Consider the following 15101-nt stretch of genomic DNA (forward strand, 5'->3'; position numbering starts at 1 on the left):
TTTTAAGCTTTTAAGTGCTTGGTTATACACGAGTTACTTTACCTGATTTTAGAGCTCGAGCAGAAACCCAAACGCGTTTAGGCTTACCATCAACTAAGATGCGAACCTTTTGTAAATTTGGCTTCCAGCTTCGGCGGCTGTGGTTCAAAGCGTGTGAGCGAGTATTTCCAAAACTTGTGCGCTTACCGGTGACAAAATCTTTTGCCATGTTGAAACCCTCCTTTGTCACTTCTATATCTCAATAGAATCTATTTCAATTACCATAACAATTTATCACATTGCCCGGTATATTGCAATAGGAAACTTTCAAGTAATTATCCTTGACAGATATTTTAACGTGACGAAATAAAAGTTGCTGTCACTTCTGTTTAAGAATTGGCACGAACATAATTTCCCAGTATAATAGGAATTGACGTCGATTTATGGGGCAGGTTCTTGTATTTAGCGTCTAGATAAGATATGGTAAAATATCGTTGGTATATATGATACTAAGGAGGCAGGAAGATGGCTGTCAAAATTAAAACAAAAAATGGAACCATCGAGGTTTCAAACGATGTGATCGCGACGGTGGTCGGCAGCGCAGCTACGGATAACTATGGTGTAGTGGGCATGGCCAGCAAGAATCAAATCCGCGACAACATTAATGAAATTTTAAAACGTGAAAATTATGCACGAGGCGTGGTAATTAAACAAGAAGATAATGGGGTTGCAATTGACGTATACATCATTGTCGGTTATGGTACAAAAATTTCTGAAATTTCAAAAAACGTACAATCAAAAGTAAAATATAACCTGGAATCAATGCTAGGCATTTCTGCTAACTCAGTGAATGTCTTCGTTCAGGGTGTAAAGGCACTCAGCGATTAGTTCGTTGGGTTGGGAGGATAAAGAATTGGAAGCAATCGAAACCTTAGTTACTAATGAAGTTTTTGATCAGATGGTGCAGGCTAGTGCTGATCGCTTAAAAATGAATGCGGATTTTATTAACTCATTAAACGTTTTTCCGGTACCGGATGGAGACACCGGAACTAACATGAGTTTATCGTTAGAAAGTGGTGCAAAGTACGAAGCTAACGATGCTAGTGAAGAAGTTGGTCACTTGGCAGGTTCCTTAGCGAAAGGACTTTTAATGGGCGCGCGAGGCAATTCGGGCGTTATTTTATCGCAAATTTTCCGCGGCTTTGCTAAAAGTGTGGAAGGTAAGGAAAGCTTAGATGCCAAGGATCTTGCAGATGCGGTCGCTAATGGCGCTAAGACGGCTTATAAAGCGGTAATGAAGCCTACTGAAGGAACTATCTTAACGGTGGTTCGAGAAGCCGCTAAGGCCGGTAACGAAGCTGCTTTAACGAGTGATAATTTGGCTGAGGTAATGCAGGCAATCGATGCTGCAGCGCAAGCAGCTTTGAAAAAGACTACGGAACTGCTCCCGGTTTTAAAGGAAGTCGGAGTAGTTGATTCTGGTGGTCAAGGATTGGTTTTTGTTTTTGACGCCTTTAATGATGTTTTAAACGGTAAGGACGTCAGCGAATATCAACATGAACCAGACGTTACTGAAATCAATGAAATGGTGGAAGCCAAGCACCACCAAAGCGTGCAAGGAAAAATTAATCCCGAAGATATTAAGTACGGTTACTGTACCCAGATGATGGTGCGGATCGGTAAGGGACTCCAAGTTTCTCAAGAATTTGATTACGACACCTTCTACAACTACCTTGCGAAGTTAGGGGATTCCTTACTCGTAATTAATGACGATGAAGTGGTTAAGGTACACGTGCATACCGAACATCCTGGCGACGTTTTAAGCTGGGGACAACAATTCGGGGATTTAACCAAGATCAAGATCGATAATATGCGCTGGCAACAAGAAGAGATTATTGAACAAGACGACTCGTTGACGGCTCCCGAACCTAAGGAAGCCCCCGAAACGGCGGTAATCGCGATTTCTTCGGGAGACGGGATTTCAAAATTGTTTAATAGCTTAGGCGTTACCCACATTATTAGCGGTGGGCAAACCATGAACCCAAGTACGGCAGACATTGCTGCAATGATCAACAATTCGGGTGCTAAGCAAGCCATTGTTTTACCTAACAACAAAAACATCTTCTTAGCAGCAGAACAAGCTGTGGAAGTTGCTGAAATTCCGACTAAGATCGTTCACAGTCGGACAATTTCCCAAGGAATGGCGGCAATGCTTGAATTCGATCCCGAAGCGGAACTTGATGAAAATGCAAGTGCAATGGAAGATAACCTAGATACCGTCAAAAGCGGTCAAGTAACGGTTGCGGTCCGCGATACTAAGTTAGACGGACGTCAAATCCGCAAAGATGATTACATGGGCATGATTGATGGCAAAATCGTTAATACCGCTGCAAACCTCATGGAAGCAACTACTGAAATGGTTAAGTTAATGCTTGATGAAGATAGTGAGATTGTAACGATTATTTATGGCAAAGATGCAAACCAAAAACAAGCAGATGAATTAGAACAGGCTATCTTAGCAATTGACGAAGACCTTGAAATTGAAATTCACGAAGGGGACCAACCCGTATATCCATTTTTAATTTCGGTTGAGTAGGCTAAGCGATTTAAAAGTGTTAAGCTAATGCTGAAATAGATTTTAGAGGCTATGACAAACGTAATTGATGTCACAGCCTCGATTTGCATTGTGGAGGAAAAATGAAAAGTCTGACAGATTCAGTGCAGGTATTGGCAGGAGTCGGCCCTAAGCGCGCGCAAGCACTGCAAGAGCTGGGAATCCAGACGATTGAAGACTTGATCACCTACTATCCCTTTCGCTACGAAGATTTAGCAGCAAAAAAGCCGCAAGAAGTTGCTGATCAACAGAAAGTTACTTTTCAAGGAATCGTGGCTACTGCACCGACCATTGTTCGTTTTGGAAGGCATAAGGTGCGGGTTAATTTTCGGCTATTAGTAGAAAACAGCTCGGTGATGGTCACTTTTTTTAACCAACCGTGGATCAAAAAGCAGCTTGAAGCTAACCAAGAAGTGGCTATCTATGGAAAATGGGATGCTAACCGGCAAAGTTTAACCGGAATCAAGATAATTACTGAAGAACAGGGAATGGAAGCTGTCTATCCCGCTAACAAACATATTCGACAAGCGACAATCCAACAATTAGTGGAGGCAGCTTTGAATGAATATGCTGAGCAAGTCCAGGATGTGATTCCGGAAGCTTTAATTGAAAAATACCGGTTAATGCATCGTTTGGCAATGATTAAAGCTTTGCATTTTCCTGGCGACGAGCAGATTACTAAACAAGCCCGCCGAACCGCAATGTTTGAAGAATTTTTAGTTTTTCAAATGGGATTGCAAGTGGTTAAATCGCGGGACCGCGTGGAAAAAGGAACTAAAATTGACTATCAGATCCAACTAGTTCGGGAATTTATCCAACAGTTGCCGTTTGAACTAACTGGAGCTCAAAAGCGGGTTACCAATGAAATTTTAGCTAACCTTAAATCAGCTTGGCATATGAACCGGTTGTTGCAAGGGGATGTAGGTAGCGGGAAAACGGTGGTGGCGGCAATTGCCATGTACGCCACCATCACCTCCGGCCACCAGGCGGCCTTGATGGCGCCAACCGAAATCCTTGCTGAGCAACACGCTAATAACCTCATTAAGTTTTTTGCCAATTTTGACGTTAAAATTGGTCTGTTAGTTGGCGGAATGCGTAAGAAAGTGCGCAATGAGCTTTTAGAAGCTGTTAAAGCTGGAGAAATTGACATCGTAATTGGTACCCACGCTTTAATTCAAGACGATGTGGAATTCAAAAACTTAGGCTTAGCCATCATTGATGAACAACACCGCTTTGGGGTGAACCAGCGGCAAAAGCTGCGCCAAAAAGGAGCGAATCCTGATATCTTGGCGATGACGGCTACCCCAATTCCCCGTACCTTAGCCATTACTGCTTACGGGGATATGGACGTGTCGATTATTGATCAACTTCCTGCTGGTCGCAAGCCAGTGGTTACTAAGTGGTTGAAAAAAGGCGAGTGGGATAAAGTACTGGCATTGATGGAACACGAATTTAAAAAGGGACGGCAAGCTTTTGTGGTGGCACCGCTAATTGAGGAATCAGAAGTCATGGATTTGCAAAATGCCATGACATTGTATGAGGAACTAAAAGATTTCTTTGGACAAAGATATGCGATTGGAATCTTGCATGGTAAAATGGATGGTGCAGAAAAGGACCAAATTATGGCCGATTTTAAAGCTGGAAAGTATGCGGGGTTAGTCTCGACCACGGTAATTGAAGTGGGCGTAGACGTACCTAACGCCACCTTAATGGTGATTCAAGATGCGGACCGGTTTGGGTTAGCCCAGCTCCACCAATTGCGAGGACGGATCGGTCGGGGACAGCAACAAGCATATTGTTTACTGGTTGCCGATCCCAAAAATGCCGTGGGTAAGCAACGGATGCAAATCATGGTTGAAACCAATAACGGTTTCCGAATTGCCGAAGCGGACCTTAAAATGCGTGGGCAAGGGGATTTATTTGGTCAACAACAATCGGGAGTTCCAGAATTTAAAGTCGGGGACCCGGTGGTGGATTTAGGTGCCTTACAAACTGCCCAACTTGAAGCTGCTAAGATTGTTAACCAACCCGATTGGCAATCCCAACCAGCTTTCCAAAACTTAGCCAAGTATTTGAACCAAGTTATGCAAATTGAGCAAGGATTAGATTAATTAAATTAGATAATAAACATAAGGAGAGTAAAAATGAAAATTGCCGTTGATGCAATGGGCGGCGACAACGCCCCCGAGCAGATTGTTAAAGGAGTGGCTGCCGCTCGTGAAGCTTTACCGGACGTGGAATTTATTTTATACGGGAAAAAAGATGAAATTACTAAGTATATGGACGACTTTCGGAACGTCCAAATTGTGCATACTGACGAAGTAATCACTATGGAAGATGAACCAGTGCGGGCAGTTCGACGTAAGAAACAGTCTTCAATGGTTTTAGCTGCTCAAGCAGTTAAGGAAGGCAATGCGGATGCAATTTTTTCTGCTGGAAATACCGGAGCGCTGTTAGCGGCGGGATTGTTCGTCATTGGCCGGATTAAAGGGGTCGACCGTCCCGGAATGACCACCACGTTACCAAGCTTACAAGGGCCTCACGATAATTTCACCATGCTTGACGTGGGTGCCAATGCGGAAAGCAAAGCCAAGAATCTGCACGACTTTGCTATTTTAGGTAATTTTTATAGTGCTAACGTAATGCATATTACGAATCCCCGGATTGCCCTCTTAAACAACGGTACGGAATATGATAAAGGGGATCGGGTTCATAAGGAAGCTTATCAGTTGTTAAATGACGATAGCTCTTTAAATTTTGTCGGCAATGTTGAGTCCCGGGAATTGTTAAACGGTGCGGCTGATGTTGTGGTAACCGATGGATTTACCGGAAACGCGGTTTTAAAAAATACTGAAGGAACGGCGCTATCCATGCTTAAACTGGTTAAGGACACCATTTTAAACAGTGGTGTAAAAGGTAAAATGGGCGGTTTACTGCTGAAGTCCGCCTTTAGTCAAATTAAAGACCAAATGGACTATTCTAAGCACGGGGGTGCCGTACTCTTAGGGGTTAAAGCCCCGGTAGTGAAGGCGCACGGCTCTAGTAATGCTAACCAAGTAAAAAATGCTTTAATTCAAGTTCACGAAATTGTGGACTCCAAATTAGTTAAAAATCTTGCCGAATACTTTGACATGCACGTTAAATGTATTCAACAAGACGAAGTGGACAAGCCTCGGGAAAACAATTAAAATATTATCAGGATTTATAACAAATTTAAGGAGCAAGTAAATTGTCAAAAGAAGAAATTTTTAACAAAATTGCGGCAATTTTGGCAGACCGTTTTGAGTTGGATGCCGATCAAATTACCGAAAAACTTAACTTCAAGGAAGATTTGAACGCTGATTCAATCGATATCGTTGAATTTGTACTAGAATTAGAAGATACTTTCGGAGCTGAAATCAGCGATGAAGACGCTGAAAAGTTGACTACAGTTGCCGATGCTGTTAACTACATTAGTGAACATCAATCTTAATACAATAATGGGAAACTCGGTGATTGAATGTATTTTGGTCACCGAGTTATTCTTATCTATAAAAGAATTATTGAGTTTAAATTTAGAAAGGAATGATCGAGTTGTTAAAAGATTTAGAAGACGATCTAAGTGAAATGTTTGATATTCATTTTACCAAGCACGAACTACTGGACGAAGCCTTCACTCAAGCATCTTATGTTAATGAACACCCGCACCAAGGGTTGAAGTTCTATGAACGGATTGAATTTTTAGGGGATGCGGTTTTACAGTTAGTAGTTTCGGAATATCTATACAAACGTTATCCTGAAATGCCACAAGGAAAGCTAACCCGTTTGCGAGCTGCAATGGTTTGTGAGGCCAGCTTCAGTGATTTTGCCAAGGAATGTCATTTTGACCGGTACATCCGGCTTGGTAAAGGAGAGGAAAAATCCGGCGCGCGGCAGCGTCCATCACTTCTTTGTGATATTTTTGAATCGTTTATCGGAGCTTTATATTTAGACCAAGGACGCCAAGCGGTTGAAAAATTCGTCCGCCAAGTGATTTTTCCTAAGCTTGATGAAGGCCGGTTTGACCACATTATTGACCATAAATCTGAATTGCAAGAACTTTTGCAACGAAACGGTGAAGTGGAGATTAATTACGAATTAATATCTGAAACTGGGCCGGATAATGACTTGGTTTTCACCGTTCAGGTAAGTGCGGCTAACCAAGTTTTAGCGAAAGGTAGCGGACATTCTAAAAAAGCGGCGGAACAAAATGCCGCTAACAAAGCTTTACAAAAATTGCGTAATAGGAATTAGGTATTTTTAATGAAACTACGGACAATTGAAATTAGCGGATTTAAATCTTTTGCTGACCATACCAAGATCGATTTTAAGGATGGGATCACGGGGATCGTTGGTCCGAATGGCTCGGGTAAAAGTAATATTATTGAGGCCATTCGCTGGGTGATGGGGGAAACTTCCGCTAAGAGTCTTCGAGGTGGAAAAATGCCCGACGTAATTTTTTCCGGAACCCAGAAACGTAAGCCGCTTTCCCGGGCAGCGGTCAGCATTGTTTTTGATAATTCGGATCATTTCTTAGATTCCAAATTTGACGAAGTAATGATTAGCCGACGCCTTTTTCGAAATGGTGAAAGCCAGTACGAATTGAACCATCAGGAGTGTCGTTTAAAAGATATCCTAAATTTGTTTATCGACACTGGGTTAGGTCGCGAATCTCTGTCGGTAATCTCGCAAGGAAAAATCGAAGAAATTTTTAATAGTAAACCGGAGGATCGTCGCGCGATCATTGAAGAGGCTGCCGGAGTGTTGGAGTACAAGCAAGATAAACGGCGGGCTGAAAGTGAATTAGAAAAGACCAGTGGCTATTTAGAGCGAGTTAATGATTTAATTGTGGAACTTCAAAAACAGGTGGAACCTCTCGAAGAACAGGCCGCGGTAGCAAAGGACTATTTGCAACAAAAAAAGCGGTTTGACCGCTTAGAACAAACCCGGTTAGTGCGAACAATTACTCGTAATAGCGACCTCCAAAAGCGGTGGGCAAAGGAAGCTGAAGTTAAGCAAACTGAGGCGCATCAATTAGAAAATAAATTAAACGAGTTGGTTAAGCAGCGTGACCGGCTTAAGGAACAAGTGAACCAGCAAAGTAAGCAAAAAGACGACCTCCAAGCGGAGTTAGTCCGCTTAAACCGGCTTGAACAACAATTAGCTGGGGAGCATGACTTACAGATTGAACGCCGGAAATATTTTGAGCAAGAACAAAGCCGCTTAACGGAACAAATCGAACAAGTACAAGAGCAAATTGATGCGGGACAGCAGGACTTAAAGGACTTAGAACAATTAACCGCCGATCTTAATCGACAAATTAAAAAGACTAAGCAAGCTTTACAACTATTAACTGATGATCATCAAGAACAAAAGAAGGCTGATTTGCAAGCCCAAATTGAAGACTTCCGGGCGCAGTATGTTGACCATCTCCAAAAATTAACCTCATTGAAGAATCAATATAGTTTTAGCCAGCAAGATCAAAAGCGTGATGAACAACAACGGCTGAAAGTGGAGTTAAATTTAGCACGGTTTAACAAAGAGCTTCAAGAGCTTCAGACTAAACTAGCTGAATTAAACCAGGCGGTGGCTAACACTACGGAAATTTTTCAAAAACAAACTGGTAAACTTCAAGAACTGACGCAAAGGCGCAACCGACTAAGCCAAGAATACGAGGAAGCGCGTCAGCAGTGGCTAGACGGGTCGGACATCGTGCACCGCGCAACCAGCAAATTAGAAGCTCTGACCAGTTTAAAAAACGAACACACGGGCTTTTATCAAGGAGTACGTGCGGTTTTACAACAAAGGGAACGGTTTCCAGGGTTGGTTGGTCCAGTTGCGGACGTGATTGAAGTACCGGAACAGTACACCGTGGCAATTGAAACCGCGTTAGGAAGCCAAATTCAAAACGTAGTGGTGGACACGGACCAAACTGCCAAGTCGATTATCGAATTTTTAAAGAAACAACGCCAAGGCAGGGTAACGTTCTTACCCCGAAATACGTTGCAGGCGCGAACGATTCGTAGCGAAATGCTTACGCAAGTTCACTCGCTAGCTGGTTTTTGCGGGGTGGCAAGTGATTTAATCAAGGTTGCTAACGTTGACCGCGTAGTTAGCCAGCATTTGCTAGGGACAACGTTAATTGCGGATAATTTAGACCATGCCTTACAAATTTCACAACGAATTCAGCGTCGTTACCGGGTGATTACTTTGGCCGGTGACGTAGTGGGCGTTGGGGGAACGATGACTGGTGGAACCATGAAACATGGTCGCCAAGGACTTTTGCAACAGGACCAAGAAATCAAGCGGCTGCAAACGCAAATTGCCGAAATGAAGCAAAAGTTAGCGATAAAGGAAAGGCATGTGCAAGAGTTATTAGCGCAGGGTAAACAGCTTCAAGGTGAAATAGCAAAATTAACTGAAACGCAGCGAACCAGCGAACAGTCTAAGGTTAAGGCAGAAAATCAAGTTAGCTTAACTAAAGAGCGGATTGCCGAACTCGAACGTCGGATTAAAGCTACTAACTTTGAATTAACCCAGTTGAGCCCAGTAGATGACGCAATTCAAAAATTACCTGCCCAAATCAGCGAATTAGAAGCAAAAATTCAAGATTTAAAGGACCAAACGGCCGAAAAGCAAAAGCAATTGGCACTTTTTGATAACGATGCTGAAGCTCGTCAGGAACAACGGGCTGAATTACAAATAAAATTAGCAAAACTAAACGAGCAGTACTCCCAAAAAGAACAACAATTTCAGACGGCAAGGCAAACCCAAATTGACTTACAGGATCGTTTGGAAGAAACTCGGCGTCAGTTAGTTCAGCTACAAGAAGAACAATCTTCTTCTGCGAAGTCCCAAACACAAGCGGTCAACTTAGTAGATGTTCAAAAACGTTTGAAACAACGTGAAGAAGCGATGACGAACTTACAAACAGAATGGCAAAAGGCTCAGGTAGCACAAGACCGGGTCATTGCCGACTACGAATTAACCCAAAAGCAATGTAGTGAAGCGCAAAGTCAGGTCCAAGAAGCGCAAAATACGTTGGCGTTGGTGGAAAGTAAAATCGAATTAGCTGCTGATCAGCTTAACGATGATTACCAACAAACGTTTGAAAGTGCTCAAGCAGTTGTTGACCAATCGTTGGACGATGAGCAGTTACGGCGTGAATTGAAATTATTGCGCCGGGGCTTAGATGAACTCGGCACGGTTAACCTCGGAGCGATTGCTGAATACGAGCGTGTTTCTACTCGTTATAATTTCTTGAAGGACCAAAAGGAAGACTTATCTAGTTCCAAACAACAGCTGGAACAATCCATTGCGGAAATCGATCAAGAAGCAAGTCAAAGATTTAAGCAAACTTTCGACCAAGTTGCTGAAGAATTTGGACAAGTGTTTGTTAAAATGTTTGGTGGAGGGCATGCCGAACTCGAATTAACTGATCCTGATAATCTACTGACTACCGGGATCGAAATAAAGGCCCAGCCACCGGGGAAGAAGCTGCAACGTTTGAGTTTGTTGTCCGGCGGTGAAAAGTCCTTAACGGCAATTACCCTATTGTTTGCAATTCTACAGGTTAAACCCGTCCCATTTTGCATTTTGGATGAGGTTGAAGCAGCCTTTGATGACGCAAACGTGGACCGGTTCGCGAAGTATTTGCGAACTTTCCAAGACACGACTCAATTCATCGTGATTACCCACCGAAAAGGGACCATGATGGAGGCGGACGTACTTTATGGAGTTACCATGCAAGAATCAGGTGTATCAAAAATGGTTTCGGTATCAGTTGATGAAATCGAACGAAGAGAGCAGGTGGGATAAATGGCATGGTTTTTTGGTAAAAAGAAAAAGAAGGCTAAAGAAGCCGAAAAAAAGGTTGAACCATCAACCCCAGTTTCACAACCCGAAGTAGAGGCTTCTCCGGATAAAGTAAAAGAAGCACCAACGAACACTACACCGGTAAAGGAACCGGAAAACAAACCAGAACCAACTCCGGTTAAGGAAGTTAGTTCTGCGGCACCAGTTAATGAAGAGCCCCAATTAAATGAAGCTGAAAAGTATGATCGGGGATTGGAACGTTCTCGAAAATCTTTTGGTCAAAAACTTTCCGCTTTGTTTACTAATTTTTCAGGAGTAGATGATGATTTCTATGATGATCTTGAAGAAACTCTAATCGAAGCCGACGTCGGCTTTGACACGGCGCTTGAGATTAGTGAAGAGGTTCGTGAAGAAATTGAGTTCGAAAACGTTTCGGACCCCGAAAAAATTTCGCAGCTAATCGTTCGGCGTTTGGTAGATTTATATACGCGTAACGGTAGTGCAGAAGATAACCATTTAGTCTTCAGTAAGGAAGGCCCAACGGTATTTCTTTTTGTAGGTGTCAATGGCGTTGGAAAGACTACCAGCATCGGTAAGATGGCGGCTCGTTTCAAAGCTCGGGGACGGAAGGTCCTTTTGGCAGCCTGTGATACGTTCCGAGCAGGGGCAATTCAACAATTAGAAGAGTGGGCTAACCGGGACGGTGTCGATATCGTTACCGGTAAGGAAAAATCTGACCCTGCTGCAGTAGCCTTTGAAGCGGTAAAAAAGGCCAAGGCTGAGAATTATGACTTGGTTTTCATTGATACAGCTGGTCGTTTACAAAATAAAGTTAACTTGATGAAGGAATTAGACAAGATTAAGCGGGTAATTAGCCGTGAAATCCCGGACGCTCCGCAAGAATCACTGCTAGTTCTGGACTCTACAACCGGGCAGAATGCGTTAACCCAAGCTAAAGCATTTTTGGAAACCACTAACGTAACGGGGATTATCCTCACTAAACTAGACGGGACTGCCAAGGGTGGAATCGTTTTGGCTATCCGTAACCAGCTTCACCTGGCAGTTAAATACGTTGGCTTGGGGGAAAAGGTTGAAGATCTTAGTCCGTTTAATCCGGAAGAGTACGTCCGGGGATTGTTTAAAGGTTTACTGGATGAATAGTGCCTATGGAAATTGAAAAGAATAATCGGGTCAATAGCTTGTTGGAATTTTATGAACAGTTGTTGACCCCGAAGCAAAAAGAGTACATCACCCTGTATTATGCTGACGACTATTCTTTAGGCGAAATTTCTGAAGAATTTCACGTTAGTCGTCAAGCAGTGTATGATAATATTAAACGGACCGTGAAAATTCTGGAAAAATATGAGCAACAGTTGCACCTTTTGCGTAATTTTGAGGCCCGAAACGCCAAATTTGACCGTATTCAGGCGTACGTTGCCAAGAAATATCCAGAAGATACCCAGCTCAAGCGTTTTTTAGCGGACCTTGAGCAAAGTGAAGAAGAATAAGACGGAGGGGCTGTCAATGGCTTTTGAAGGTCTAACAGAACGTTTACAGAAAACTTTTAATAATTTAAGAAAAAAAGGAAAGGTAACGGAAGCCGATTTACGGGATACCATGCGAGAGATTCGTCTCGCCCTGTTGGAAGCCGACGTTAACTTTACCGTTGTAAAGAAATTTGTTAAAACCGTCCGAGAACAAGCACTCGGTTCGGATATTTTAGAAGGATTAAATCCGGCACAACAAATCGTTAAGCTAGTTAATGATGAATTAGTGAAGATGATGGGAACCGAAGCTAGTCCTTTAAATCAGGCACCTAAGATTCCTACCGTAATCATGATGGCAGGGTTGCAAGGTGCTGGTAAAACTACGACGACTGGTAAATTAGCATTAAAGCTAAAAAATGAAAAGAAAGCTCGCCCGCTGTTAATTGCGGCTGACGTTTATCGGCCAGCGGCGATTGACCAATTGGTTCAAGTCGGTGAACAAATTGACGTCCCAGTTTATCAAGAGGGTACCGACGTCAGCCCGGTTGAAATTGTTCGGCATGGTCTTGAACAAGCAGCTGAAAACAAGAATGATTATGTTTTCATCGATACGGCAGGACGTTTACAAATTGATGAAAAGCTAATGCAAGAGTTAGCCGACATTAAGGATCTAGCACATCCGGATGAAATTCTATTGGTTGTCGATGCGATGACCGGGCAAAACGCGGTAAACACTGCGGAAGGCTTTAATGACAAGTTAGACGTCACCGGGGTAATCCTGACTAAGTTAGATGGAGATACTCGTGGTGGTGCTGCTCTGTCAATTCGAGCAGTAACCGGTAAGCCAATCAAGTTTGTTGGTCAAGGTGAAAAGATGGAAGACTTAGACGTCTTCCATCCAGACCGGATGGCTTCCCGAATCTTGGGCATGGGAGATATGCTTACTTTAATCGAAAAGACCCAAAAGGAATTCGACGAAAAGCAAGCGGCTGAAATGTCCCAGAAAATTCGGGAAAACACCTTTGATTTCAACGATTTCTTAGATCAAATGAATCAGGTCCAAAGTATGGGTCCGATTGAAGACATCGTCAAGATGATTCCAGGAATGGCGAATAATCCTGCGTTAAAGAACATTAACGTGGACCCGAAGGACATTGAGCATACTAAGGCAATCGTCTACTCAATGACTAAACAAGAGCGCGAAAATCCGGATATTTTAAATCCGAGTCGGCGGCGGCGGATTGCTGCCGGATCGGGTCGGCCAGTTGTCGAAGTTAACCGGATGATCAAGCAGTTTAACCAAATGAAGAAAATGATGAACCAAATGTCTAAGGGAAACTTTGGCCCAATGGAAGGGATGTTTGGTAACGGAATTAAGGGGAAATTGTCTAAAATGGCAATGAATTCGATGGTTAAGCGAAACAAAAAGAACAAAAAGAAGCGGATGAAAAAGAATAAAAAGCGGAAATAACCGTATTTTAGCTGATTAAATAATTAAATTTAATCTGTTAAGGAAAAAACCTTTACATCTCTTCGAATAACTGGTATATTATTACTCGTGAATAAATAGTGGAGGTGTTAACATGTCTGTAAAGATTCGTTTAAAACGTATGGGTTCGAAGAAGCGTCCTTTCTACCGTATCGTGGTTGCTGATTCACGTTCACCACGTGATGGTCGTTTTATCGCCCAAGTTGGAACATACAACCCATTAGTTGAACCAGTTGCTGTTAAGCTTGAAGAAGAAGAAATCATGAACTGGTTAAACAATGGTGCACAACCTTCGGATACGGTTAAGAATATTCTTTCTAAAGCAGGAATTATGAAAAAGTATCACGAAGCTAAATATACAAAATAGGTTTTAACCTGAAATGAAGGGCGTAAGTAAAACGGTTGTTTTATTACGCCCTTCTTTTTGTATCGGAGGAAGAATAATGAATTATTATAACGTGGCCAAAATCGTCAACACGCGTGGCTTACGCGGTGAACTAAAGGTGATTGCGTACACCGACTTCCCGGAAGAACGTTTCCAGGCCGGCACCGAGTTGCAATTGTTTAAAGACGCAAACGCAACGACACCAACCCAAGCGGTGACAGTGCAATCGGCAAAGCCTTTTAAGGGAATGTGGTTAATCCAATTGGCCGGACTAGACTCAATCAACGAAGTCGAAAAGTTCAAGGGCATGATGCTAAAAATTGCTGAAGACCAGCTTCAAGAACTCGCAGATGGTGAATTTTACCAACATGAAATTATTGGTTTGACGGTAATTGAAGATGGACAAACCCTCGGTAAAGTGAAAGAGATTTTATCATATGGCCCTAACGATGTTTGGGTAGTTGAACGGCCGGGTAAAAAAGACTTGTTGCTGCCATATTTGAACGACGTGGTTTTAAAGGTTGACTTAGATAAAAGTATTGTTGAAGTCGCGGTACCTGAGGGGTTAGATTAATGAAGATCGATATTTTAACTTTATTTCCGAAAATGGTTGAAGTGCCACTCCACGAGTCAATCGTGGGAAAAGCGATCGAAAGCGGCAAATTAGGCGTTGAGGTGACTGACTTTCGGGAGTATTCAACTAATAAGCACAAGAACGTTGATGACTACCCATACGGGGGCGGCGCCGGGATGTTGTTAACCCCGCAGCCAATTTTTGACGCTATGGAACATGTTAAAAGCCAAAACCAGCAATCGGCAGGTCGGGTCATTTTGGTAGATCCGGGTGGCAAACGATTCGACCAAGCGATGGCAGAAGACTTTGCGAAAGAAGAACATCTGACCTTTATTTGTGGCCATTATGAAGGTTATGATGAGCGGATTAAGACGTTGGTTGACGACGAAGTTTCTTTGGGTGATTTTGTGATTACCGGTGGTGAGCTAGCAGCGTTGACGATGATTGATGCAACGGTGCGCTTACTTCCAGATGTTTTAGGTAATGACGAATCTGCTGAAGATGATTCGTTTTCAACTGGATTACTGGAGTTTCCGCAGTATACCCGTCCCGCTGACTTTCGAGGATTAAAAGTTCCCGAGATTTTATTAAGTGGTAATCATGGCAAAATTGACGAGTGGCGCCGAACCATGGCGTTAAAGAAGACGCTCGAACGTCGCCCAGATTTGCTAAAAACTGCTAGGCTAACGGCGGAAGACCAAAAAATCCTCCGGGAATTGCAAACGCCAGATATATAATGA

The 15101-nt window shown here is 42.9% G+C and carries 14 protein-coding genes; 13 read left to right on the plus strand and 1 reads right to left on the minus strand.

Translation table 11 applies throughout. The features are described 5' to 3' along the window. Positions 1-22: 22 nt before the first annotated feature. The gene (gene rpmB / locus HMPREF0623_RS01170; protein WP_002831485.1) at positions 23-208 is read right to left on the minus strand and encodes a 50S ribosomal protein L28; all 186 of its coding nucleotides are present in this window, start codon (positions 206-208) and stop codon (positions 23-25) included. A gap of 296 nt (positions 209-504) precedes the next feature. On the opposite strand from rpmB, the gene HMPREF0623_RS01175 reads away from it, so the two are divergent. The 13 genes from HMPREF0623_RS01175 to trmD all read left to right on the plus strand — a co-directional run bounded on the left by HMPREF0623_RS01175 (position 505) and on the right by trmD (position 15098). Continuing rightward, positions 505-867: an Asp23/Gls24 family envelope stress response protein gene (locus tag HMPREF0623_RS01175; protein ID WP_002831486.1), complete on the plus strand. Its 363-nt coding sequence runs from the start codon at positions 505-507 to the stop codon at positions 865-867. Positions 868-937: 70 nt separating this feature from the next. Beyond that, complete coding sequence (locus HMPREF0623_RS01180; protein ID WP_373367279.1) at positions 938-2575, plus strand: DAK2 domain-containing protein; 1638 nt, start codon at positions 938-940, stop codon at positions 2573-2575. A gap of 101 nt (positions 2576-2676) precedes the next feature. Next, on the plus strand, positions 2677-4704 hold the full coding sequence (recG, locus tag HMPREF0623_RS01185; RefSeq protein WP_004165721.1) for an ATP-dependent DNA helicase RecG: 2028 nt from the start codon (positions 2677-2679) through the stop codon (positions 4702-4704). A 33-nt stretch (positions 4705-4737) separates the two neighbouring features. Continuing rightward, on the plus strand, positions 4738-5781 hold the full coding sequence (plsX, locus tag HMPREF0623_RS01190; protein ID WP_002831489.1) for a phosphate acyltransferase PlsX: 1044 nt from the start codon (positions 4738-4740) through the stop codon (positions 5779-5781). A 41-nt stretch (positions 5782-5822) separates the two neighbouring features. After that, on the plus strand, positions 5823-6065 hold the full coding sequence (gene acpP / locus HMPREF0623_RS01195; RefSeq protein ID WP_002831490.1) for an acyl carrier protein: 243 nt from the start codon (positions 5823-5825) through the stop codon (positions 6063-6065). A gap of 101 nt (positions 6066-6166) precedes the next feature. Next, positions 6167-6865 (plus strand): ribonuclease III, encoded by a 699-nt coding sequence (rnc, locus tag HMPREF0623_RS01200; RefSeq protein ID WP_002831491.1) that lies wholly within the window; start codon positions 6167-6169, stop codon positions 6863-6865. Between the two features lie 9 nt (positions 6866-6874). After that, positions 6875-10429: a chromosome segregation protein SMC gene (gene smc, locus HMPREF0623_RS01205; RefSeq protein ID WP_002831492.1), complete on the plus strand. Its 3555-nt coding sequence runs from the start codon at positions 6875-6877 to the stop codon at positions 10427-10429. Continuing rightward, positions 10430-11587: a signal recognition particle-docking protein FtsY gene (ftsY, locus tag HMPREF0623_RS01210; protein WP_002831494.1), complete on the plus strand. Its 1158-nt coding sequence runs from the start codon at positions 10430-10432 to the stop codon at positions 11585-11587. It begins immediately after the preceding gene. Between the two features lie 5 nt (positions 11588-11592). After that, a complete protein-coding gene (locus tag HMPREF0623_RS01215; protein WP_002831495.1) occupies positions 11593-11934 on the plus strand; it encodes a putative DNA-binding protein in 342 nt (113 codons plus the stop codon). 16 nt (positions 11935-11950) lie between these two features. Further along, positions 11951-13384, plus strand: a complete 1434-nt coding sequence (ffh, locus tag HMPREF0623_RS01220) for a signal recognition particle protein (RefSeq protein ID WP_002831496.1) — start codon at positions 11951-11953, stop codon at positions 13382-13384. Between the two features lie 112 nt (positions 13385-13496). Beyond that, positions 13497-13769, plus strand: a complete 273-nt coding sequence (rpsP, locus tag HMPREF0623_RS01225; RefSeq protein ID WP_002831497.1) for a 30S ribosomal protein S16 — start codon at positions 13497-13499, stop codon at positions 13767-13769. A 76-nt stretch (positions 13770-13845) separates the two neighbouring features. Further along, positions 13846-14361 (plus strand): ribosome maturation factor RimM, encoded by a 516-nt coding sequence (gene rimM, locus HMPREF0623_RS01230; RefSeq protein WP_002831498.1) that lies wholly within the window; start codon positions 13846-13848, stop codon positions 14359-14361. Continuing rightward, on the plus strand, positions 14361-15098 hold the full coding sequence (gene trmD, locus HMPREF0623_RS01235; RefSeq protein ID WP_002831499.1) for a tRNA (guanosine(37)-N1)-methyltransferase TrmD: 738 nt from the start codon (positions 14361-14363) through the stop codon (positions 15096-15098). The genes rimM and trmD overlap by 1 nt, the downstream gene beginning before the upstream one ends. The last annotated feature ends 3 nt before the right edge of the window (positions 15099-15101 follow it).

Source organism: Pediococcus acidilactici DSM 20284 (assembly GCF_000146325.1).
Classification (GTDB): domain Bacteria; phylum Bacillota; class Bacilli; order Lactobacillales; family Lactobacillaceae; genus Pediococcus; species Pediococcus acidilactici.